Genomic DNA, 20,684 nt, shown 5'->3' with positions numbered 1-20,684 from the left:
TTTGTTCCGCCGTCATCCCCTCCTCTGGTAATCGCGGCGATCCTTCCCATTTCGAGGGAAAGGGAGGGTGGACGCATGACGTTGCTGGCGGGGATGATCGCATTGTGGGCGGCACTGGCCGCCGCGCGCGGAACGCCGGTGGGCGACGTGCTGCACCGCTGGCTGGTGGCGAAGCCCGCCGCCACGCTTTCCCGCATCCGCCGCCAGACCGTGCTGGCCGCGACCGTGCTGATCGTCACCGCGTTCGCCGCATGGTGGGTGATCGGGCACGAAGGCGTGCTGATCTACAGCATGGCGCTGCCCGAGCTGACCGCCGCGCTGGCGATGATCGACCTGACGGTGATGGTCGATGTCGCCATCGCCTTTGTCGCCGCGGCTTCGGCCGGGGGATGGCGCGCGGTCCGCACGACGCTGTCGCACTGGCTTGCCCGCGCCCGCACACCTCGCACGCGCCGGACCCGGCGCCCCGGCAAGCCGGCCGCCAATGACGATGGCGAGGGGCCAGTCTTCGCGCTGGCCGCCTGAGACCCCTCGACGGCGGGGACAGCGATGCTAGGCTGAGTGCCGCGCAAAAGGGGGATGCGGCATGGCACTTTGGGATACCGATCTGACGACCGAGGACGGCGCGCTGGGCGCCGCGCAGACGGGCAGCTTCGCCTGCTTCATCGCAGCGGGCTTGGCCGGGATCAGCCTAGCGACGACTTGGCCCTTCATCCAGAACGGCAGCGTTCCTGCGCTGGTGGGCCTGCTCTCGCTCACCCAACTCTCCGTCTCGCTGTTCGCGGGCATCCGCATGCGATCGGGCAAGGGGCTGATCTCGGGAAGCGCCACCGCGCTGATCCTGCTGCTGATCCTTCTCGGCAGCGTGATGTCGGTCTCGATCGGCGGGATCATCATCAACGCTATTCTGCTGGTCGTCGTGATCAACGGCATCCGCGGTGCCGCGACGCTGCGTACAGGCAAGTTCGACGCCGAAGAGACCGCGGAGATCTTCAACTAGGGCGTCAGATCACCAGTCGCCGCGCGCTCGCCATGTGATGCGCGTGGCAGATCGCGACGGCCAGTGCGTCCGCAGCATCGGGGCCGTCGATCTTCACGCCCGGAAGCAGCCGCGCGACCATCGCGTGGACCTGTGCCTTCTCCGCATTGCCGTTGCCGACCACCGCCTTTTTCACCAGCCGCGCGGCATATTCGCCGACATCGATCCCCACCCGCGCCGCCGCGCAGATCACCACGCCGCGCGCCTGACCCAGCTTCAGCGTCGATTGCGGGTTGGAATTGACGAACACTTCCTCGACCGCGGCGGCATCGGGATTGCGGTCCGCGATCAGCGCGGCAAGCTGCGCGTCGAGATGCGCGAGGCGGCGCGGGAGCGGCGCTGCGGTCTCGGTCTTCAGCCGTCCATTGGCGATATGGCTGAGGCGATTGCCATCGGCACGGATCAGCCCCCAGCCCGTGGTACCGAGCCCGGGATCGAGGCCGAGAAGGATCAAATCCCCCCTCCCGCTTGCGGGAGGGGTCGGGGGAGGGCGTGAGAACGGGCGATGACGGGGAAGGACAGGCCCTCCCCTAACCCCTCCCGCAAGCGGGAGGGGAACCACATCAACCCAGCTTCTCCATCACTTCGTCCGAGACTTCGTAATTGCCCCACACGGTCTGGACGTCGTCATCGTCGTCCAGCACGTCGATCAGCTTGAGCAGAGTACCCGCATCGCCTTCGTCGACCGCGACCATCGTCTGCGGGCGCCAGGCGAGCTTCGCGCCTTCGGCTTCGCCCAGCACCGGCTCGAGCGCCTTGGCGACTTCGTGCAGGTCGCCCACCGCGGTCCAGATTTCGTGGCCGTCCTCGCTCGACGAGACATCCTCGGCACCGGCTTCCAGTGCCGCTTCGAACACCTTGTCAGCGTCACCCGCCTTGGCCGGATAGTTGATCAGGCCCATCCGGTCGAAGGCATGGCTGACCGAACCCGGCGCGCCGAGATTGCCGCCATTCTTGGAGATCGCGGTGCGCACGTTCGTCACGGTGCGGTTGCGGTTGTCGGTCAGCGTCTCGATGATCAACGAAACGCCGCCCGGGCCGAACGCCTCGTAGCGGATCTCCTCGTAATTCTCCGCGTCGCCCTTGGTCGCCTTGTCGATCGAACGCTGGATATTGTCCTTGGGCATCGACTGCGCCTTGGCCGCGTTGACCGCGGCGCGCAGGCGCGGGTTCATGTCCGGATCGGGCATGCCCATCTTCGCCGCCACGGTGATTTCGCGGCTCAGCTTCGAGAACAGGTTCGAACGCTTCTTATCCTGCGCACCCTTGCGGTGCATGATGTTCTTGAATTTGGAATGGCCTGCCATTGGAAACTCTCTTGCCCGTTCAGACGCCGCTGACCGTCACCGCGGTGCCCGATGCGGACACCATCAGCATCGATCCGTTCTTGCCGATCACTTCATAGTCGAAATCGATCCCGATCACCCCGTTGGCGCCCAGGTCGCGCGCTTCGGCCGACAGCTCCTCGAGCGCGGTGCGGCGCGCATCGCGCAGCGGCTTCTCATAGCTGCCCGAACGCCCGCCGACGATGTCGCGGATCCCCGCGAACAGATCGCGGAAGATGTTCGCGCCCAGGATTACCTCGGCGGTGACGATGCCGTGATAGCGCGTCACCTGACGGCCATCGAGCGTGCTGGTGGTGGTCAGGATCATGCCGCCTCCCGTCGCTTCGGGCTCAGCTCAGGCCGAGCGCGTTCTTGTAGGTTTCGAGCAGCGCCTCGGCCTCGTCGCGATGATGCTTTTCCATCTTCCGCAGGCGGACGATCGAACGCATCGTCTTCACGTCGAACCCGGTCGACTTGGCTTCGCCATAGACGTCCTTGATGTCGTCGGCGATGCCCTTCTTCTCTTCCTCCAGCCGCTCGATGCGCTCGATGAAAAGACGCAGCTGCTCGGCCGAAATATTGTCGCTCATGGAAAGTCCGCTCTCGAATCTATGTGGAAGGATGGCCGTCTAGGCGATTGGCCCGGACGGCTCAACCTCACTCCACCGGAAACACCTGCCGATGTCCGCCCAGCTTGTGGACAACCCCGCGGCGCATCACGAAATCGACACGCTCCAGCCGGGTCACGTCGGTCAGCGGATCGCCGGTCACCGCGATGATGTCGGCCCATTTTCCCGGCTCGATCGATCCGATCTGGTCCTTCCGGCCCAGCGCGTCGGCAGCGTCGATGGTCGCGGCACGGATCGCGCCCATCGGCGTCATCCCCGCATCGACCATCAGCTTGAACTCCTGCGCGTTGATGCCGTGGCGCGACACGCCGGTATCGGTGCCGAAGGCGATGCGTACGCCCGCGCGGATCGCCCGGCGGTGGCTGTCGATGGCCGCCGCAGCCGCCGATTCGGCCTTGGGCACCGTCGCCGGGGGCAGCTTGCCTGCGCGGGCATTGGCAAGGGCAGTGGCAGGCGCCAGCATGGTCGGTACCAGCCAGGTGCCGCGCTGCTTCATCAGCGCAATGGTCTCGTCGCTCAGGAAGGTACCGTGATCGATCGTGTCGGCGCCCGCGAGGACAGCGGCGCGGATCCCCTCATCGGCATGGGCATGGACAGCCACGCGGCGGCCGAAGCTGTGCGCGGTCTCGACGATCGCCTTCATCTCGTCGTCGGTCATCTGCTTGCCCAGGCCGCCCGCGACATTCGACAGCACGCCGCCGGTCGCCGCGAACTTGATCACCAGCGCGCCGCCGCCGATCTGCTGGCGCACCGCGCGGCGACAATCGTCGGCGCCGTTGCAGGTATTGATCTGATGCTCGGCCACGGTCTCCGCCCAGGGCTCGGCAAGCCCGTTGGTGCCGTCGCCATGCCCGCCCGAGACCGAGATCATCCGCCCGGCATTGACGATGGTCGGCCCGGCCACCGCGCCGCGATCGATCGCATCACGCAGCGCACGAACCGGCTCGGGATCGCTGCCCAGATCGCGCACCGTGGTGAAGCCGGCTTCCAGATCGAGCCGGGCATTTTCCTGCCCGATGATCATCTCGTCGCTGCCGGTACGGGTCAGCGCTTCCATCCGCGCCTTCACCGGATCGCCTTCCATGAAGAGATGGACGTGCATGTCGATCAGGCCGGGCAGCACGAACGAGGTCCGCAGATCGACAACCGTCGCGCCATCCTCGGGCGGCACGAAGCCATCGCGCACGGCGACGATCTTGCCGTCGCGGACGATGATCGTCGAATTGCCGCGCGGCGGCTTGCCCGGCTGATCGAGCAGCGTGCCGGCATGGATATAAGTCGTCTTCGCGGGCGGCGCGGTCTGGGCCAGCACGGGCGCAGCGAAGAGCAGCGCGAACGCAGCGATCAGGTTGCGGATCATCCTCTTTCCCCTTTTGCCGCCAGCCTAGGACCCATGGCCGGGCCGCGCAACGATGGCGCCGAATCCGCATCGAAAGCGCGTGCAATCCTGTGCGGCCCGCGCATCATCCCTCCGCGAAGGGGAACGGGTATGCAGGTCATCGCACGCGAACTGTGGAACGACACCGGGATCGACGTGGCGCCGGGCGACCGGTTGCGGATCACCGCCAGCGGCAAATGGGACGACTGGTTCGAGAAGACAAATGCGGGCGGCTATGAGCGCTGGCACATGGCGCCGTTCCGCTTCATGCGGCGCTGCCGTCCGGCGAAATGGTTCGAACTGGTGGCGTCGGTCGGCAAGGATGGCGGCGAGTATCACCGCATCGGCCATGGCGCCGAGCTCACCGCCGCGCGCGCAGGCCGGCTCTATCTGTTCGCGAACGACGCACGGATCGCCTATTGGAACAATGACGGCGCGATCGAAGCGGCGATCGAGCAGCTCTAGCGCCCCGGATCGGTCATCGAGGGCGGATCGCTGGCCGGGAAGCTGTCGTCCAGCGCATCGTCGAGCAATGCCTCGCGATGGTTCTTCGCAACGCTTTCGTTCATCCGCGCGATCTGCTCAGGCGTCGCTTCGCCCTGATACGACGCCTTCCACTGCGCATAGGGCATGCCATAGACGATCTCGCGCGCCTCGTCCTTGCCCAGCGCCGGATCGGCTTCCGCGATCCAGTCCGACAGGCAGTTGCGGCAGAAGCCGGCCAGACCCATCAGCTCGATATTCTCGGCATCGGTGCGATGGCGCAGATGGCGCACCAGCCGGCGGAAGGCCGCCGCGGCGGTTGCATCGTCGAGCGTTTCGAGGGTGGTCATCTTCGCCTCCGCGGTTGATCCATTTTCATATGTGGCTAGAGGCGGACACGCACAAGCTGAGCGGTGTTTTTGAGGATGCGACAACGATGACAAAGGCGATCAGCCCGCGCTCGCGAAAGGTCCGCGTGCTCGCGACCCTGGGTCCGGCCAGCAATTCGCCCGAAATGATCGAGCGACTGTTCGATGCGGGCGCCGACGCGTTCCGCGTGAACATGAGCCATGGCGATCAGGCGTCGAAGGTGCCGGTGATCCAGGCGATTCGCAGCCTCGAGAAGAAACTGGGCCGGCCGACCACGATCCTGGCCGATCTCCAGGGGCCGAAGCTGCGCGTCGGCAAGTTTGCCGAGGGCAAGGTGACGCTGGTCACCGGCCATGAATTCATTCTCGACCGCGATCCCACTCCGGGCGACGCGACCCGTGTCGAGCTGCCGCATCGCGAGATCTTCGAAGCTGCCGAAGTGGGCGCCCGCCTGCTGCTCGACGACGGCAAGCTGGTGCTGCGCGTGATCAGCCATGCGCCCGACCGGATGACGACCATCGTCGAGGTCGGCGGACCGCTGTCCAATTCCAAGGGCCTGAACGTGCCCGACATGGTGCTGCCGATGGCCGCGCTGACCGAGAAGGATCGCAGCGACCTGGCCTTCGCGGTCGAGCAGGGCGTGGATTGGATCGCACTCAGCTTCGTCCAGCGGCCCGAGGATCTGATGGAAGCGCGCCGCCTGATCGGCGGCAAGGCGGCATTGCTCGCCAAGATCGAGAAGCCCTCGGCCATCGCCCGGCTCGACGAGCTGCTCGAGCAGTGCGACGGCGTGATGGTGGCGCGCGGCGATCTGGGCGTCGAGCTGCCGCCGCAGAGCGTGCCGCCGCTGCAGAAGCGCATCGTCGAAAGCGCACGCCGCCTCGGCCGCCCGGTGATCGTCGCGACGCAGATGCTCGAGTCGATGATCACCTCGCCCTCGCCGACCCGCGCCGAAGTCTCCGACGTGGCGACGGCGGTCTATGACGGCGCCGATGCGATCATGCTCTCGGCCGAAAGCGCCGCGGGCGACTGGCCGGTCGAATCGGTGGCGATGATGAACTCGATCGCCGATGCGGTGGAGCGCGACCCCACCCATGGCGACCGCGTCCACTTCACGGTTACCCGGCCCGATCCGACCACCGCCGATGCACTGGCCGAAGCGGCAAAGAACATCGCCCACACCGTCAGCGCCGCGGCGATCCTGTGCTTCACCACATCGGGTTCAACGGCGCGGCGGATCGCCCGCGAGCGGCCCAACGTGCCGATCATGGTGCTGACCCCCAAGATCGAGACCGCGCGACGGCTCGGCCTGCTCTGGGGCGTGCATGCGGTGCATACCCGCGACGTCGGCTCGTTCGAGGAGATGGTCGCCAAGGCCAAGCGCATGGCGCTGCGCCACCATATCGCGGCGGCAGGCGACCGGGTGATCGTATGCGCCGGCGTGCCGTTCGGGACGCCGGGATCCACGAATGTGCTGCACGTGGTCCGCCTGCTCGGCGACGAGTTGAAGACCTATAAGGGCAGCGATTCGGCGGGTTGAGCTTTGCCGCCCAAGCTGCACCGTGCTCCGGCGAAGGCCGGAGCCTTGGCAGCCGAAGCCGATCCGGCCACCGCTCCGGCCTTCGCCGGAGCACGGTTACTGCGATCAGGCCTGGAGCAGCCCCAGCCGCTCCAGCTCAGCCCGCAGGCTCCCCGCATCGGTGAAATGCACCGTGTGGATACCCATCGCGCGCGCTGACTCGACATTCGCCAGCACGTCGTCGACGAACACCGCCTGCCCCGCCTCCAGCCCGAATCGCTTCAGCGCCAGCGCATAGATCGCCGGATCGGGCTTCACGAGCTTCTCGTCGCCCGAGACGACGATGTCGCGGAACCGGTCGAAGATCGCCGATTCGCGCGCCCTGAAGGGCGGCCAGAACTCGCCCGAGAAATTGGTGATGCCGAACAAAGGTACGCCGCGCGCATCGAGTTGCTCGACGATCGCCTGCATGCCCTCGACCATTCCGGGCAGTGTCTGGTTGAACTCCGGCCCCCACAGCGCGATCAGATCGGCATGTTGCGGATACTGCGCGCTCAGCTCGGCCGCGCATTCGGCGAAGGGGCGCCCGGCATCATGCTGAAAATGCCAGTCTTTCGTGACGACATTGTCCAGAAACGCGTCGAGCGCCAGATCGTCTCCGATCAGGCGCTCGTAGAGTCGTCGCGGTTCCCAGCGGTAGAGCACGTTGCCGACATCGAAGATGACGGCATGCGGCGTGCTCACGCGGAATTCAGCCCTGGCGGGCCTTGAACCGGCGATTGACCTTGTTGATCACGTAGATGCGTCCGCGGCGACGGATCACGCGGTTCTCGCGATGCCGGTCCTTGAGCGACTTCAATGAATTCACGATCTTCATGACCGATTCGCTTCTCGATATCTGGATGTTCGGAAAAGAGGCGCTCGCCTAGATGCCAAGGCACGCCAAGTCAAGGCGCGGCGCCATGTAAATCCGTTACGGAACCGACTCGGCCTGACTCTTGTTTCAGCCGGGAGGCCAGAAGGAGGCGGATATGCTGAAGGGTACGGGAATCGCAATGCTGGGCGCGGCGACGATGCTGAGCGGCTGCATGACAGGGCCGAGCGTCGGCCCGGTGGATGTCACGCGATACCATCTGGGCAATCCGGTCGCGGCCGACAGCATCATGGTCGAGCCGCTGACCGGCTTTGCCGGCGCCAGCCCGGAGGACAAGGTCTATGCCGATGCGATCGGCGCCGAACTGACCCGGCTGGGCTTCGCGCCGGTCGCGGGCTCGCCTTCGGCCTATGTCGCGGCCTTTTCCTACACCCGCACCTCACGCGGCCATGTCCGCCGCGAATCGCCCGTTTCGATCGGGTTCGGCGCAGGCGGCTATAGCGGCGGGCGTCGCGGCGGCGTGGGCCTGGGCGGCGGCGTGAGCGTGCCGGTCGGCAAGGGCCGCTCCGACGAAGTGATCGCGACCGAACTGCGCGTTCAGCTCAAGCGGCGCAGCGACATGAGCGTCGTGTGGGAAGGCCGCGCCGTCACCGAAACCGCGGGCAACAGCCCCGCCACCCAGCCCCGCGCGACGGCGGATCGTCTGGCCCGGGCTTTGTTCAAGGGCTTCCCCGGCGAGTCCGGCATCACTATCACGGTCAAATGACCATCCAGATCAATGCCGGCTTCGACAGCGGCAATATCCGCCTCGTCGCCATCGAAGGCGATCGCGTCGACCTCGAGATCGTCGCCGATCACCTGTCCGATTTCTATCAGTGGTTCCACTTCCGCGTTTCGGGCGCGAAGGGACGGACCCTCACCTTCCGCATCCTGAATGCGGGCGGGGCGGCCTATGCGTTCGGCTGGCCGGGCTACAAGGCGCGTTGGAGCGCGGACCGCGAGGCGTGGCGCGTCACCGATTCGGCTTATGCCGATGGCGTGCTGAGCTTCACCAAGGCGATCGACACCGATCTCGTCTGGTTCGCCTATTTTGCCCCCTATTCGATGGAGCGGCACCACGATCTGGTCAGTCGCATCGCGCTGAAGCCAGGCGTGACGCATCGCCAGCTGGGCACGACGCTCGACGGCCAGCCGCTCGATTGCCTGACCATGGGCAGCGGCGAGAAGCAGGTGTGGATCTATGCCCGCCAGCATCCCGGCGAATCGATGGCGGAATGGTGGGCCGAGGGCGCGCTGGAGAAGCTGACCGATCCGGATGACGCCACCGCGAAGCTGTTGCGCGAAAAGACGACGCTGCACGTGGTGCCCAACATGAACCCGGACGGATCGCGCCGCGGCCATCTGCGCACCAATGCGGCCGGCGTGAACCTCAACCGCGAATGGCATTCGCCCACGCCAACGCGCAGCCCCGAAGTGCTGGCCGTGCGCAATGCGATGGACGAGACCGGCGTGGCCTTCGCGATGGACATCCATGGCGACGAGGCGATCCCGGCCAACTTCCTTGCCGGCTATGAAGGCATTCCCAGCTGGACCGACGCATTCGGCGAGAAATTCTATGAATATGGCCGCCGCCTGGCCGCCGCGACGCCCGAATTCCAGATCGAGCAGGGTTACGAGAAATCCGCCCCCGGCACCGCCAACCTCTCGATGTCGACCAACCAGCTCGCCGAACGCTTCGGCGCGGTGTCGATGACCTTGGAAATGCCGTTCAAGGACCATGACCCCAACGCGGATCCGGAGTTCGCGTGGAGCCCGGCGCGGTGCAAGGTGCTCGCGGCGGCGTGCCTGGATACGCTGGCGGGGATGATCGACGAGATTTAGGAGGCGTCGGGGTCCTCCTCCTGCGGTTTGAGCCAAATACCGCGCCGGACGACACCCGGACGAGGAAAGGTCACCGCCAGCTCCGCGACGCGTTCTTCAGATTCGACATTGATTTCTTCGAGCGATTCGAGACCCCCGATTGGTGAGAGGTCTGTCACAGGGGTGGCGACAATATCGATCCGTTTGAGCATGCTGTGCCCAGCCAGAGTAGACAGGTCGTCCACACCGGTTCCATCAAGATCGATATGTTCCAATGATATGAGTGACCCAAGAGGCGAGATATCACTCAACGCTGTATTCATAAGATATAGTGACTGTAGCGTTATAAGACCCGCCAACGGCGACACATCGCTTATGCCGGTGCGCGACAGATAGAGATGCCGCAGCTCATTCAAACCTGACAAAGGCGACACATCTTTTACTTCGGTATTCGCCAGGTCGAGACTTTCGAGCAAGGTTAGATGCGACAGTGGCGACGCATCACTTACTCCGGTACGTCGCAATTCGAGATTTGTTAACGCAGTTAGCTCCGACAGCGGTAATGCGTCACTTACCTTGGTTCCGGATAGGATAACGCTCTCCAGCGCAGTTAGACCCGACAGCGGCGACGCGTCGCTTACCCAAGTGTCCGACAGGTTGAGACTTTCCAGCGCAATCAGGCCCGACAACGGCGACGCGTCGCTTACCCGGGTGTCCGACAAGTTGAGACTTTTCAGTGCCTTCAGTCCCGACAACGGCGACGCGTCGCTTACTTCCGTGTAGGACAGATGGAGACTCTCTAGCGCAGTCAAGCCCGACAGCGGCAACGCGTCGCTGACCCGCGTGGAGGACAGATTGAGACTCTCCAGCGCAGTCAGGCCCGACAGCGGCGACGCGTCGCTTACCTCCGTGTAGGACAAGTTGAGGCTTTTCAGCGCGGCCAAGCCTGACAGCACTGACGCATCGCTTACCCTAGAGTGCGACAAGTTGAGATCTTCCAGGGCAGTTAGGCGCGTCAGCGGCCGCAAGTCGGATAGGATGCTGAACCGAAAATCCAAACTCACAATCCAAGGCCACCAATGCTCCGGCGGAGCCTCGCCGCGCAGGACCATCTCTCGCGCAACATCGATGTCGAAATCCGCGGGCGGCGTTTGCGCAACGGCTCGCCCCTCGGCCCGCAGTGTCGCCTGCGCAATCGTCCCCACGCCACGCACCAGCTTCCCAACCGGCCGCCGCATCATGCCGGCACCCTTGCGCAACGCCGTCGTCGCCCGGCTCACCGCGCTCGTAACCGTCGCATGGAAATCGCGGGTCATCCGCCCCATCCGCACCACCACGCGCTCCAGTGCGGAGAGGTCGATCCGGTCGCCGGACGACAGCGTCACGCCGAACAGGGTCAGATTGCGCCGCATCACGTTCACATAGTTGTTCACCTGGATCAGCTGGGCGATCGCCCGACCCTCACCGGGCTGGCCTTCGGGGACGATGCGCTCGCGCAGCATGTCCTCGATGGCCTTAAGCCGCGCATTGATTGCGTGCAGCCCGACCTGGCGCCGGTCGACCAGTTCGGAGTCCTGCAGGGTCAGCGCCACCTTTTCCGGCAGCATGTTCAGGTCGCGCGCCGCCGCCAGCACCGCGTCGATCGCGAGGTACAGATTGCCTCGCGCGCCATCCAGCGCCTCCCAGCGTTCGCGGACATTCTCGTCCTCGAACGCGTCGGGATCGATCCGGTACTGACCCAGATCGCTGCGTAATGTCGCGAACTCGGTCGCCAGTCCGGGATCGGGGTCGCTGCCATGGATGCGCGCAAACTCGTCGATCGTGTCGAGCAGCCGCTCGAAATCGGGCGCGTCGTTGATCCGCCGCAAGGCCACGCGCATCTTCGTGACCCGGCCCGGCAGCTTGCCGATTGCGTCGGTCAGCCGCTCATAGGCGTTCATGCCGCACCTCCGATCAGCTTCGGTTGCACGCCGAAATGGTCCTCGATCGATTTCTGAAGCTGCTTACGCGCCGTGCTGAAGCCAAGGTTGCGGTCCCTCCATCCCTTGATCGGGCGCAGCCGGAGATCGTCGTCGAGCGGCGCCACGACCCAGGACCCCGCAACCAGTTCCCAGGCGCAATGATCGAGCACGATGCCGAGCACCAGATCGCCCTTGTCGCGCTTCTTGCCATGGATCAGCGGGAGCTCAGTCTCCATGATATAGTCGGACCAGAGCAGGTTGGTGCTGAAAAGGATCACGTGAAGCTGCGCATCCGCGATCATCTTCCTGATCTTCGCGTCGAAGTCCTGACCGATCCGGTTGCCATGATCGCTGTGAAACTGGATGCCGAAAGCGTCGCCAAGCGGGCGCAGATGCTTGCGAAGCTCGCCGCAAGCCTTCTGGTCGTCATGCGAATAGGAAACGAAGCCCTGCATCCCGCCTCATCTTGGCAATTCTACTTCATATCGGGTGCGCAATGCTTGGCTTCAAGCAAAACCGTTCGCCCTTGCCTGATGCCCCCGCCCGGATAGAAACGGGAGGCAACCAACCGGGGGAACCATGCAGATCCGCGAAGGCCATCTCCGCGACCCACGCACCATAGAGCTGCTCGAAGTGCATGCGGCAGGGATGCTCGCCAGTTCGCCTGCCGAGAGTTGTCACTTCCTCGATTTGTCGGGCCTTGAAACGCCGGACATCAGCTTCTGGACCGTGTGGAACGGTGAGGAACTGCTCGGCATGGGCGCGCTTAAGCAGATCGATTCCGGGCATGGTGAGATCAAGTCGATGCGGACCGCGGAGGCGCATCTGGGCAAGGGCGTGGGCGCGGCGATGCTGGATCATATCGTCGCCACCGCGCAGGCGCGTGGTTATAAGCGGCTGAGCCTCGAAACCGGATCGACCCCGGCGTTCGAGCCTGCCCTGCGCCTCTATGCCGGGCGCGGGTTCGAGCCGTGCGGTGCGTTCGCCGACTATCCCGCCGACGATCCGTTCAGCCGGTTCATGACGCTCGCACTCTAGCTGCGAATTCCTGCATTTACCGCGCCGCAGCATTTATCTGCGACCCCTGCGTGACAAATTCGATTCACTCACGTTACGATTGCGCATCGATTGCCGGGGGGCAGCACGCATAATGATCTTCCAGACGCTTCCGCATGCCTGCGCGCGAGCCAGCGCCTCGTGACCGAAATCCGTGACGGGGGCCTGGACGATCCGCAAGTGATCGACCTGCTGCGCGTCCATCTGGAGGAGGTCCGTGCCAAGCCGACGCCGGGCGGCGCGCATGTGCTGGATCTGTCGGGGCTGAAGCGGCCCGATATCAGTTTCTGGAGCGCATGGCGCGATGGCGCCCTGCTCGGCTGCAGCGCGATCCGCGAGCTCGATTCCACTCATGGCGAGATCAAGTCGATGCGCACCGCGCCCGATCAGCTGCGCCGCGGCGCGGGCGCGGCGCTGATGGCGCATATGCTCGGCGTGGCGCGGCAGCGCGGTTATCGCCGGCTGAGTCTGGAAACCGGCGCAACGCCCGAGTTCGAACCGGCCCAGGCGCTCTATCGCCAGCTCGGCTTCACCTGGTGCGATCCGTTCGGCGACTATGTCGCGCACCCGCTCAGTCGTTTCATGACCAAGCCGCTGTAACACGCCCGATAGTTCCGCTCCGGTTGCGCTCTCCCTCCGCACGGCTAAGAGGGCCGCGAAAAGGAGACCCGCATGCCCACGCTCGTCCTGATCCGCCACGGCCAGTCCGAATGGAATCTCGAGAATCGCTTCACCGGCTGGTGGGACGTGAACCTGACGGACAAGGGCATCGAGGAAGCCAAGGCCGCCGGGCGCCTGCTCGCGGAAAAGGGCTTCGACTTCGACCAATGCTATACCAGCCTGCAGACCCGGGCGATCAAGACGCTCAACCTGGCGCTGGAGGAAATGGGGCGGCTGTGGCTGCCGGTCACCAAGGACTGGGCGCTGAACGAGCGGCATTATGGCGGGCTGACCGGACTGGACAAGGCCGAGACCGCGGCGCTGCACGGCGATGCGCAGGTCAAGATCTGGCGCCGTGCTTTCGATACGCCGCCGCCGGTGCTGGAGCCGGGCGGCGAGTTCGATCTGGCCGCCGACCGCCGCTATGCCGGGATCGCAATCCCCAATACCGAGAGCCTGAAGGACACGATCGCGCGCGTTCAGCCCTATTGGGAATCGACCATCGCGCCCGACCTGAAGGCGGGCAAGCGCGTGGTGATCTCGGCGCACGGCAATTCGCTGCGCGCGCTGGTCAAGCATCTGTCGCACATTCCCGACGACGAGATCACCGAGCTGGAGATCCCGACCGGCCAGCCGATCGTCTACGAGCTGGACGACAATCTGGCCGCGACCGACCGCTATTATCTGAGCGAGCGTTGATCTGAGGATGCCCTCCCTCTAGGGACGGCGCTTCCTCCAAGGGGACGGGACGAATGACCAACCCGGTTGTCGGCATCATCATGGGCAGCACCTCCGATTGGGAGACGATGCGCCATGCCGCCGAGCGCCTGTCGGACCTGGGCATCGCGCACGAGACCAAGGTCGTTTCCGCGCATCGCACCCCGCAGCGGCTGTACGATTATGCGCAGGGTGCCGCAGAGCGCGGCCTGAAGGTCATCATCGCGGGCGCGGGCGGCGCGGCGCATCTGCCGGGCATGGCGGCGTCGATGACGCACCTGCCGGTGCTGGGCGTGCCGGTCGAATCCAAGGCGCTGAAAGGCCTCGATAGCCTTTATTCGATCGTCCAGATGCCCGCGGGCATTCCGGTCGGCACGCTGGCGATCGGCAAAGCGGGCGCGGCAAATGCGGGCCTGCTGGCCGCGGCGATCCTCGCCACCAGCGACGAGGCGCTATCGCAGCGGCTTCAGGCGTGGCGCGCGGCGCAGACCGACGGCGTGGCGACCGATCCCGAGTGAGTTGACCGGATGACGACGATCCCTCCCGGCGCGACCATCGGCATCCTCGGCAGCGGCCAGCTCGGCCGGATGCTGGGCGTGGCCGCCGCGCAGATCGGCTATCGCATCCATGTGTTCGCGCCCGAAAGCGGCCCGGCCAACGATATCAGCTCGGCCTTCACCCGCGCGGGCTTCCACGAAGCGGACGAACTGGCCGCCTTTGCGCGCGCCTGCGACGTCGTGACCTATGAATTCGAGAATGTGCCGTTGGCGGCGCTTTCGGCAATCGCGGACAAGGTGCCGGTGCGGCCGGGCCTGAAGGCGCTGGAAGTGGCGCAGGTGCGTCATGTCGAGAAGGCGTTCGTGCGCGATCTGGGCGGGCGAACCGCACCCTTCGCCACCGTCGACAGCCTCGACGAACTGGTTGCGGCGCTGGAGATTATCGGCACGCCCGCGATCCTGAAGACGGTGTCGCTCGGCTATGACGGCAAGGGTCAGGCGCGGATCGACGATCCCGCTCAGGCTGCCGAGGCGTGGGAAGCGGTCAAGGGTCAGCCTTCGATCCTCGAAGGCTTCGTCACCTTCAGCCATGAGTTTTCGATTATCCTCGCCCGCGCGCCGGACGGCAGCACGACCAGCTATCCGCCGCCCTGGAACCAGCATCGCAGCGGCATCCTGCATCTCTCCAGCATCCCGGCCCCGGCCGAGATCGCATCGCAATGGACCGAAGCCGCGGCACTGGCCGGGCGGGTGGCCGAGGCGCTCGACTATGTCGGAGTGATCGCGCTGGAATTCTTCGCGACCGCGGACGGCCCGGTGTTCAACGAGATGGCGCCGCGCGTCCATAACAGCGGCCACTGGACCATCGAGGGCGCCGAGACCTCGCAGTTCGAAAACCATATCCGCGCGATCTGCGGCCTGCCGCTGGGTAGCACTGCGCCGACCGCGCTGCGCGTCGAGATGGAAAATCTGATCGGCGACGATGCGACCCGTTGGGCCGATTATCTCGCCGAACCGGGCGCGCATCTGCACCTGTACGGCAAGCACGAGATCCGCCCGGGCCGCAAGATGGGCCATGTGACCCGGCTGGAGCGCTAAGCACCCCAGCCCTCTCCTCAGGGGAATGAAACGAAAAAGGCCCGCCTCCTCATCGGAAGCGGGCCTCTTCGTTTCACGTCGCGTCTGGGCTTCAGCCCACGCGCGTTCCCGTCAGCGGGAAGGCGCCGAACGCACCGGCGGTGACGGTGCCGGTGATCGCATCGCCGTCCACCGTGGCTTCGGCGTCGAGGGTCATCGGCATCGGCACGGTGATGTCGAGCTTCCAGGTCAGCTTGTCACCATCGACCTTGCCTTCCTTGATCTCGGCATTGCCCATCGCACCCGAATAGGTGCCGGTGAAACTGTCACCGGCGCTGGCGATGGTCAGGGTCGCCTTCTGATCGCCCATCGGCGAGCGAACCAGCGTGTCCCAGCTTCCGTCAACATTGGCCATTTCGTCTCTCCCTTGGTTCTTACTTCTTCGCAGGTGCCGGCGCGGCCGGAGCCGGCGACGGCACGACTTCGATCGGCAGGCCCAGCCCTTCGAGCTGCGGCCGCACCACTGACGCATCGCCGACCACGATCCACACGAACTTGTCTGGATCGATCGCCGCACGCGCCGCCGCGTCGAGCTGCGGCGACTTCATTGCACGATAACGCGCGGCGATGGTGTCGTAATAATTGTCCGGACGCTTGAACATGTCGTTCGACTGCATGGCGCTCAGCACCGAACCCGAGGTTTCGAACGTACCGGGCAGTTCGCGGGTCTCGCCGTTGATCGTGCGTTCGAACTCGGCCGGAGTGATGCCCTGCGTCGTCAGGAAGTTGCGCACGTCGTTGCGCAGTTCGGTGATCGAGGCACCCGTCTTGTCGGCCTGGACCGGCGCGCTGATGATGTACGGCACCGTGCCTTCATAACGGCTGAAGCCGCCGCGCACGCCGTACGACCAGTGCTTGTTCTCGCGCAGGTTCATGTTGATGCGCGACAGGAAGCCCGAGCCGAGCACTTCGTTGGCGGTCAGCACGTCGAGCAGATCGGCGGTGCTTACCAGCGGAGTGAGCTGCGCCCCGATGATCAGCGACTGCGGCGACTGCGGACGATCGACCAGGACGATCTTCGGCGACGACTGGGTCGGTGCCACGTCGAGCGCCTTCACGCCCGCCGTGCCGGTGCCCTGCCACTTGCCGAAGCGCGCTTCGAGCGCCGCGGTGACTTCGGCCAGCGGACGATCCGAGACGACGAAGATCTTGGCCTTTTCCGGACGGATCCATGCCTGATGGAAGCCGACCAGATCCTCGCGCGTCAGCGTCTTGATCGCTTCGGGATCGCCGCTGCCCGCTGCCAGCTTGGCATAGGGCGAGTTGCCGTACAGCACCTTGGGCGTGGTGCGCTGGGCCAGACCCTGCGGGCTGGTCAGCTCCTGCTGAATGCCCGCCAGCACCTGGCCGCGCACGCGCTCGACCTCGGCCGGAGCGAAAGCCGGGTTCTTCACCACATCGCCGAGCAGATCGAGCGAGCCGCCAAGGTTCGGGCTGGGGGTGAACAGCGTCACATAGGTGCGGTCGGCCGAATTGCCGGTGCCGATGCGCGCGCCGAGGCGCTCCTTGGCTTCCGCGATCTGGATCGAATCGAGGTGCGTCGTGCCTTCGTCCATCACCGACAGCGCCAGCGACTGCAGGCCCAGCTTGCCGTCCGGATCGGCGACGACGCCCGCGTCGAAGCTGATCACCACCTGGGTGATCGGCGCTGCCTTGCGCTGGGCGTAGATCACCTCGACGCCGTTCGACAGCTTCGCGCGCTGCACGTCCGGGAAGTCGAGATCGCCGATATTGCCGACGTCGGGCAGCTTCTCCGCGCGGGTGTTCATCGACACTTCGGTCTTGGGCGCTGCGGCCTCGGCCGGCTTGGCCGCGGGCTTCGCGGCTTCGGCATAGGCGCCTTCACGCGCGCCCGGCTCGACCGTCAGCGTATAGGACGGCTTGCCCAGCCAGCGGCCGGCGGCAGCGCGGACCTGCGCCGGGGTAGTGGTCGCCAGACGGTTGAGCTGCTTCTTGTAGAAGCCCGGATCGTTCGAATAGAGCGCGCCCGAAGCCAGCGCCACGGCCTTTCCGCCGAAGCCGCCGACCGATTCCAGACCCGCGATGCGGCCCGAGATGTTGTTGGTGGCGACGCGGGTCACTTCGTCCGCGGTCGGGCCGTTCTTGAGCAGATCGGCCATGATCTCGTCGAGGCGCTTGACCGCCACCGCCGGATCGACGCCCGGGCGGACATCGAGCACGACCAGGAACATGCCGCCCTGCGAAAGCGACTGGATGCCCGAGCTGACATTCACCGCCAGCTTCTCCTTGCGCACCAGCGCATTGTCGAGCCGCGACGAGGAAAGCCCGCCGAGCACGCTGGCGAACACGTCGAGCGGCACGGCATCGGGATCGTTGAGGCCCGGCACCGCCCACACGCGATAGACGCGGGTGGTGGCGACGCGATCCTTCATCGTCTCGGTCTTGGGTGCCGCCAGCGGCACGACCGGCGCGTTGGGCAGATGGGTCTCGGGGCCGCGCGGAATGCCGCCGAAATATTTCTCGACCAGCGGACGCGCGGTGGCGACGTCGATATCGCCTGCCAGCACCAGCACCGCGTTGTTCGGGCCATAGTGCGACTTGAACCAGTTCTTCACGTCATCGATGCTGGCCGCATCCAGATCGGCCATCGAACCGATCGGCAGGTGCGCATAGGGATGGCCTTCGGGGAAGACATTCTCGACGATGCGGTAAAAGGCCAGACCGTAGGGGTTGTTGTCGTTCTGGCGCTTTTCGTTCTGGACGACGCCGCGCTGCTCGTCGAGCACCGCCTGATCGATCGCGCCGAGCAGATAGCCCATGCGGTCGCTCTCGAGGAACAGCGCGCGCTCCAGCGCCGGGGTCGGCACCGTCTCGAAATAGTTGGTGCGATCGAAGCTGGTGGTGCCGTTGAAATCGGTCGCGCCGACCTGACGCAGCGGCTCGAAGAAGTCGCCGGGGGCGTTTTCCGAACCGTTGAACATCAAATGCTCGAACAGATGGGCGAAGCCGGTCTTGCCCTTGGGCTCATGCTTGGCGCCGACATCGTACCAGGTCGAAACCGCGACGATCGGGGCCTTGCGATCGGTATGGACGATCACGCGAAGGCCGTTCGACAGCGTGAATTCCTCGTACGGAATGTCGACCGACTTGGCGAGTTCGGAAACCGGAGCCGGCTTCGCTGCAGGAGCCGCCGCCTGGGCAGGCGCGGCCGGGGCCGCAGCGTTCTGCGCGAAGGCGGGAGCGGAGATGGCGAGCGCGCAGGTGGCGGCGCCGAACAGGAGGAAGGATTTCAAGACGGGGGTCCTTTTCACCGGATGGTGGATGGGCGCGACCATAGCGCCGCGAGAGGCGGCTGCAACCCAAACCGTGTTGCCGGGACAAATCACTTGCGACATATCTTTATGTGCAAATCCTTTTGCACTAGCCTGCCTGTTCGATCCTGGTTCCGGGGGAAGATTTTCATGCGCATCCCATTGTTTTTGACGGCACTTTCGCTTGGGCTGGCCACGCCGGCATTTGCCCAGACCGCACCGAAGTCGGAAGAACCGACCTTCTCGGCAGCGGCAGTGAAGGCGCATGTCGAATTTCTGGCGGACGATCTGCTCGAGGGCCGCAACGCCGGCACCCGCGGCTTCGATATCGCCGCACGCTATGTCGCGACTCGTTTCGAGGCGCTGGGGCTGAAGCCGGGCGGCACCAATGGCGGCTGGTACCAGCAGGTGCCGCTCGCCGAGTTCTCGCTGGATCCGGCGGCGCCCGCATCGATCACCGTGGGCGGCAAGAAATTCGCCAATGGCGAGGATGTGCTGATCGGCGCCTCGCCGCGCTATGGCAGCACCGCGCAGGTGCTGACCGGCAATGTCGTGTTCGCGGGCTTTGGCCTGAACGACGATTATGCGGGCCTCGACGTGAAGGACAAGTTCGTCGCCGTGCTGCTCGGCACGCCGCGCGGCCTGACCGGTGCCGCCGCCGAAGCGGCCGGCGCCGAGGACAAGGGCGCCAATGCCGGCAAGCGCGGCGCACTGGGCGTGATCTATCTGGTCAGCCCCGAGAATCTCCAGCGCATGTCCTGGGCCAGCGCGCGCGGCTATTTCCTGCGCTCGCAGATGACCTGGCTGGGGCCGAACGGCGCGCCGGGCGGCGAGGATCCGGGGATCAAGATCGGCGCCTATACCAATCCCGCCGTGGCTGCCGCGCTGTTCGCGGGTTCGCCGCAGACCGCCGAGCAGGTGTTCGCCGCGGTGACTGCGGGCGAGCGGCCCAAGGGCTTCGCGCTGACGCCCAAGGTCACCACCGAGCGCACCAGCAAGGTGAAGATCGTCAACAGCCCGAACGTGATCGGCATCCTGCCCGGATCCGATCCGCGCCTGTCGGCCGAATATGTCGTGCTGTCGGCGCATCTCGACCATGACGGCGTCGACCCCAACCTGCCCGGGCCGGACAAGACTTATAATGGCGCGATGGACAATGCCGCGGGCGTCGCGACGATGCTCGAGGTGGCGCGTGCCTTTGCCGAGAGCGGCAAGCGGCCGAAGCGCTCGATCCTGTTCGTCGCGCTGACCGCCGAGGAAGACGGGCTGCTCGGCTCCGAATATCTCGCCAAATATCCGGTGGTGGGCAGTGGCAAGGTGGTTGCCGACGTCAATCTCGACATGCCGATCCTGCTCTACGACTTCACCGATGTGGTGGCGTTCGGCGCCGAGCATTCGACGCTTGGCCCGATCGTCGAGCGCGCGGGCGCGCGGATGGGCGTGACCCTGTCGCCCGATCCGATGCCCGAGGAGAATCTGTTCGTCCGCTCGGATCACTACAGCTTCGTCAAGGCGGGCGTGCCGTCGGTTTTCCTGGTCACCGGCTGGGCCAATGGCGGCAAGGAAGCCTTCCAGAAGTTCCTGGCGACCGATTACCACAAGGTCACCGACCAGACGAACCTGCCGTTCAACTGGGAGGCCGGGGCCAAGTTCGCCAAGATCAACTATCTGATCGCGGCCGAGATCGCCAACGCACCCGAAGCGCCGCGCTGGTACGAAGGCAACAAATATGGCGACCAGTACGCCCCTGGCCAGCCGCGTGCACCGCGGCCTGCGCCGAAGCCGGCAGCGGCTCCGGCGAAGAAGTAAGCGCTAAACCCCTCTCCCCTCCGGGGGAGAGGGAGAGACGGACCGCAGGTCCGGCGACGGGTGAGGGCTAAGTGCGGGACGGCCCGTTACAGACCCTCA

General features: G+C 65.5%; 24 protein-coding genes. 12 read left to right on the top strand and 12 right to left on the bottom strand.

Annotated features, from left to right (window positions below):
• Window positions 1-75: 75 nt before the first annotated feature.
• Together P1X14_RS07690 and P1X14_RS07685 are read left to right on the top strand one after the other, a co-directional pair.
• Complete coding sequence (locus tag P1X14_RS07690) at window positions 76-525, top strand: hypothetical protein (RefSeq protein ID WP_277314747.1); 450 nt, start codon at window positions 76-78, stop codon at window positions 523-525.
• Window positions 526-586: 61 nt separating this feature from the next.
• A complete protein-coding gene (locus P1X14_RS07685; RefSeq protein WP_277314746.1) occupies window positions 587-1,000 on the top strand; it encodes a hypothetical protein in 414 nt (137 codons plus the stop codon).
• A gap of 4 nt (window positions 1,001-1,004) precedes the next feature.
• Here the strand turns inward: P1X14_RS07685 and ruvC are convergent, their stop codons facing one another.
• The 5 genes from ruvC to P1X14_RS07660 form a co-directional block, all read right to left on the bottom strand.
• On the bottom strand, window positions 1,005-1,493 hold the full coding sequence (gene ruvC / locus P1X14_RS07680) for a crossover junction endodeoxyribonuclease RuvC (RefSeq protein ID WP_277314745.1): 489 nt from the start codon (window positions 1,491-1,493) through the stop codon (window positions 1,005-1,007).
• Window positions 1,494-1,602: 109 nt separating this feature from the next.
• Window positions 1,603-2,346: a YebC/PmpR family DNA-binding transcriptional regulator gene (locus P1X14_RS07675; RefSeq protein ID WP_277314744.1), complete on the bottom strand. Its 744-nt coding sequence runs from the start codon at window positions 2,344-2,346 to the stop codon at window positions 1,603-1,605.
• A 19-nt stretch (window positions 2,347-2,365) separates the two neighbouring features.
• The gene (locus tag P1X14_RS07670; protein ID WP_277314743.1) at window positions 2,366-2,692 is read right to left on the bottom strand and encodes a heavy metal-binding domain-containing protein; all 327 of its coding nucleotides are present in this window, start codon (window positions 2,690-2,692) and stop codon (window positions 2,366-2,368) included.
• Window positions 2,693-2,714: 22 nt separating this feature from the next.
• On the bottom strand, window positions 2,715-2,954 hold the full coding sequence (locus P1X14_RS07665) for a DUF2312 domain-containing protein (RefSeq protein ID WP_169556356.1): 240 nt from the start codon (window positions 2,952-2,954) through the stop codon (window positions 2,715-2,717).
• A 67-nt stretch (window positions 2,955-3,021) separates the two neighbouring features.
• Complete coding sequence (locus P1X14_RS07660) at window positions 3,022-4,353, bottom strand: amidohydrolase family protein (RefSeq protein WP_277314742.1); 1,332 nt, start codon at window positions 4,351-4,353, stop codon at window positions 3,022-3,024.
• Between the two features lie 129 nt (window positions 4,354-4,482).
• On the opposite strand from P1X14_RS07660, the gene P1X14_RS07655 reads away from it, so the two are divergent.
• The gene (locus P1X14_RS07655; RefSeq protein ID WP_277314741.1) at window positions 4,483-4,836 is read left to right on the top strand and encodes a hypothetical protein; all 354 of its coding nucleotides are present in this window, start codon (window positions 4,483-4,485) and stop codon (window positions 4,834-4,836) included.
• Here P1X14_RS07655 and P1X14_RS07650 read toward each other — a convergent pair.
• Window positions 4,833-5,204 (bottom strand): DUF1244 domain-containing protein, encoded by a 372-nt coding sequence (locus tag P1X14_RS07650; protein ID WP_277314740.1) that lies wholly within the window; start codon window positions 5,202-5,204, stop codon window positions 4,833-4,835. The two genes, P1X14_RS07655 and P1X14_RS07650, sit on opposite strands and share 4 nt — an antisense overlap.
• Before the next feature lie 86 nt (window positions 5,205-5,290).
• On the opposite strand from P1X14_RS07650, the gene pyk reads away from it, so the two are divergent.
• A complete protein-coding gene (pyk, locus tag P1X14_RS07645) occupies window positions 5,291-6,763 on the top strand; it encodes a pyruvate kinase (protein ID WP_277314739.1) in 1,473 nt (490 codons plus the stop codon).
• Between the two features lie 105 nt (window positions 6,764-6,868).
• Here pyk and P1X14_RS07640 read toward each other — a convergent pair whose 3' ends face one another.
• Window positions 6,869-7,486: an HAD family phosphatase gene (locus P1X14_RS07640; RefSeq protein ID WP_277314738.1), complete on the bottom strand. Its 618-nt coding sequence runs from the start codon at window positions 7,484-7,486 to the stop codon at window positions 6,869-6,871.
• A 7-nt stretch (window positions 7,487-7,493) separates the two neighbouring features.
• Window positions 7,494-7,619, bottom strand: a complete 126-nt coding sequence (gene ykgO, locus P1X14_RS07635; RefSeq protein WP_277314737.1) for a type B 50S ribosomal protein L36 — start codon at window positions 7,617-7,619, stop codon at window positions 7,494-7,496.
• Window positions 7,620-7,773: 154 nt separating this feature from the next.
• On the opposite strand from ykgO, the gene P1X14_RS07630 reads away from it, so the two are divergent.
• Window positions 7,774-8,382 (top strand): DUF4136 domain-containing protein, encoded by a 609-nt coding sequence (locus tag P1X14_RS07630; RefSeq protein WP_277314736.1) that lies wholly within the window; start codon window positions 7,774-7,776, stop codon window positions 8,380-8,382.
• Window positions 8,379-9,497, top strand: a complete 1,119-nt coding sequence (locus tag P1X14_RS07625; protein WP_277314735.1) for a M14-type cytosolic carboxypeptidase — start codon at window positions 8,379-8,381, stop codon at window positions 9,495-9,497. The genes P1X14_RS07630 and P1X14_RS07625 overlap by 4 nt, the downstream gene beginning before the upstream one ends.
• On the opposite strand, the gene P1X14_RS07620 is transcribed toward P1X14_RS07625, so the two are convergent.
• The gene (locus P1X14_RS07620; protein WP_277314734.1) at window positions 9,494-11,416 is read right to left on the bottom strand and encodes a leucine-rich repeat domain-containing protein; all 1,923 of its coding nucleotides are present in this window, start codon (window positions 11,414-11,416) and stop codon (window positions 9,494-9,496) included. The genes P1X14_RS07625 and P1X14_RS07620 overlap by 4 nt on opposite strands.
• Window positions 11,413-11,892 carry a TIR domain-containing protein gene (locus tag P1X14_RS07615; protein WP_277314733.1) on the bottom strand — a complete coding sequence of 160 codons (480 nt, stop codon included), beginning with the start codon at window positions 11,890-11,892 and terminating at the stop codon, window positions 11,413-11,415. Before P1X14_RS07615 ends, P1X14_RS07620 begins: the two co-directional genes overlap by 4 nt.
• Before the next feature lie 124 nt (window positions 11,893-12,016).
• Between P1X14_RS07615 and P1X14_RS07610 the strand changes: the two genes are divergently transcribed.
• The 5 genes from P1X14_RS07610 (at window position 12,017) to P1X14_RS07590 (ending at window position 15,465) form a co-directional block, all read left to right on the top strand.
• Window positions 12,017-12,475 carry a GNAT family N-acetyltransferase gene (locus P1X14_RS07610; protein ID WP_277314732.1) on the top strand — a complete coding sequence of 153 codons (459 nt, stop codon included), beginning with the start codon at window positions 12,017-12,019 and terminating at the stop codon, window positions 12,473-12,475.
• A gap of 159 nt (window positions 12,476-12,634) precedes the next feature.
• Window positions 12,635-13,093 carry a GNAT family N-acetyltransferase gene (locus tag P1X14_RS07605; protein WP_277314731.1) on the top strand — a complete coding sequence of 153 codons (459 nt, stop codon included), beginning with the start codon at window positions 12,635-12,637 and terminating at the stop codon, window positions 13,091-13,093.
• Window positions 13,094-13,165: 72 nt separating this feature from the next.
• A complete protein-coding gene (gpmA, locus tag P1X14_RS07600; protein WP_277314730.1) occupies window positions 13,166-13,852 on the top strand; it encodes a 2,3-diphosphoglycerate-dependent phosphoglycerate mutase in 687 nt (228 codons plus the stop codon).
• A gap of 53 nt (window positions 13,853-13,905) precedes the next feature.
• On the top strand, window positions 13,906-14,388 hold the full coding sequence (purE, locus tag P1X14_RS07595; protein ID WP_277314729.1) for a 5-(carboxyamino)imidazole ribonucleotide mutase: 483 nt from the start codon (window positions 13,906-13,908) through the stop codon (window positions 14,386-14,388).
• A 9-nt stretch (window positions 14,389-14,397) separates the two neighbouring features.
• On the top strand, window positions 14,398-15,465 hold the full coding sequence (locus P1X14_RS07590) for a 5-(carboxyamino)imidazole ribonucleotide synthase (RefSeq protein WP_277314728.1): 1,068 nt from the start codon (window positions 14,398-14,400) through the stop codon (window positions 15,463-15,465).
• A 91-nt stretch (window positions 15,466-15,556) separates the two neighbouring features.
• On the opposite strand, the gene P1X14_RS07585 is transcribed toward P1X14_RS07590, so the two are convergent.
• Both P1X14_RS07585 and P1X14_RS07580 read right to left on the bottom strand, forming a co-directional pair.
• Window positions 15,557-15,859: a hypothetical protein gene (locus tag P1X14_RS07585; protein ID WP_277314727.1), complete on the bottom strand. Its 303-nt coding sequence runs from the start codon at window positions 15,857-15,859 to the stop codon at window positions 15,557-15,559.
• A 19-nt stretch (window positions 15,860-15,878) separates the two neighbouring features.
• On the bottom strand, window positions 15,879-18,758 hold the full coding sequence (locus tag P1X14_RS07580; RefSeq protein WP_277314726.1) for a pitrilysin family protein: 2,880 nt from the start codon (window positions 18,756-18,758) through the stop codon (window positions 15,879-15,881).
• Window positions 18,759-18,944: 186 nt separating this feature from the next.
• Here P1X14_RS07580 and P1X14_RS07575 point away from each other — a divergent pair, with 186 nt between their 5' ends.
• Entirely contained in the window at window positions 18,945-20,585 is a 1,641-nt protein-coding gene (locus P1X14_RS07575) for a M20/M25/M40 family metallo-hydrolase (protein WP_277314725.1), read from the top strand.
• Window positions 20,586-20,684 lie beyond the last annotated feature (99 nt).

The sequence above is a fragment of the Sphingomonas sp. AOB5 genome (assembly GCF_029433115.1).
In the GTDB taxonomy this organism is placed as follows: domain Bacteria; phylum Pseudomonadota; class Alphaproteobacteria; order Sphingomonadales; family Sphingomonadaceae; genus Sphingomonas.
The sequence above is the reverse complement of the archived record's forward strand: the minus strand, read 5'-3'. Positions and strand labels throughout refer to the sequence as shown.

Bases quoted from the DNA above. Each gene is read 5' to 3' on its own strand.
- P1X14_RS07630 (WP_277314736.1), top strand. From the start codon at position 7,774: ATGCTGAAGGGTACGGGAATCGCAATGCTGGGCGCGGCGACGATGCTG.
- P1X14_RS07615 (WP_277314733.1), bottom strand. From the start codon at position 11,892: ATGCAGGGCTTCGTTTCCTATTCGCATGACGACCAGAAGGCTTGCGGC.
- ykgO (WP_277314737.1), bottom strand. From the start codon at position 7,619: ATGAAGATCGTGAATTCATTGAAGTCGCTCAAGGACCGGCATCGCGAG.
- P1X14_RS07585 (WP_277314727.1), bottom strand. From the start codon at position 15,859: ATGGCCAATGTTGACGGAAGCTGGGACACGCTGGTTCGCTCGCCGATG.
- P1X14_RS07610 (WP_277314732.1), top strand. From the start codon at position 12,017: ATGCAGATCCGCGAAGGCCATCTCCGCGACCCACGCACCATAGAGCTG.
- gpmA (WP_277314730.1), top strand. From the start codon at position 13,166: ATGCCCACGCTCGTCCTGATCCGCCACGGCCAGTCCGAATGGAATCTC.
- P1X14_RS07650 (WP_277314740.1), bottom strand. From the start codon at position 5,204: ATGACCACCCTCGAAACGCTCGACGATGCAACCGCCGCGGCGGCCTTC.
- purE (WP_277314729.1), top strand. From the start codon at position 13,906: ATGACCAACCCGGTTGTCGGCATCATCATGGGCAGCACCTCCGATTGG.
- P1X14_RS07590 (WP_277314728.1), top strand. From the start codon at position 14,398: ATGACGACGATCCCTCCCGGCGCGACCATCGGCATCCTCGGCAGCGGC.
- P1X14_RS07690 (WP_277314747.1), top strand. From the start codon at position 76: ATGACGTTGCTGGCGGGGATGATCGCATTGTGGGCGGCACTGGCCGCC.
- P1X14_RS07660 (WP_277314742.1), bottom strand. From the start codon at position 4,353: ATGATCCGCAACCTGATCGCTGCGTTCGCGCTGCTCTTCGCTGCGCCC.
- P1X14_RS07670 (WP_277314743.1), bottom strand. From the start codon at position 2,692: ATGATCCTGACCACCACCAGCACGCTCGATGGCCGTCAGGTGACGCGC.
- P1X14_RS07685 (WP_277314746.1), top strand. From the start codon at position 587: ATGGCACTTTGGGATACCGATCTGACGACCGAGGACGGCGCGCTGGGC.
- P1X14_RS07620 (WP_277314734.1), bottom strand. From the start codon at position 11,416: ATGAACGCCTATGAGCGGCTGACCGACGCAATCGGCAAGCTGCCGGGC.
- pyk (WP_277314739.1), top strand. From the start codon at position 5,291: ATGACAAAGGCGATCAGCCCGCGCTCGCGAAAGGTCCGCGTGCTCGCG.
- P1X14_RS07625 (WP_277314735.1), top strand. From the start codon at position 8,379: ATGACCATCCAGATCAATGCCGGCTTCGACAGCGGCAATATCCGCCTC.
- P1X14_RS07675 (WP_277314744.1), bottom strand. From the start codon at position 2,346: ATGGCAGGCCATTCCAAATTCAAGAACATCATGCACCGCAAGGGTGCG.
- P1X14_RS07665 (WP_169556356.1), bottom strand. From the start codon at position 2,954: ATGAGCGACAATATTTCGGCCGAGCAGCTGCGTCTTTTCATCGAGCGC.
- P1X14_RS07655 (WP_277314741.1), top strand. From the start codon at position 4,483: ATGCAGGTCATCGCACGCGAACTGTGGAACGACACCGGGATCGACGTG.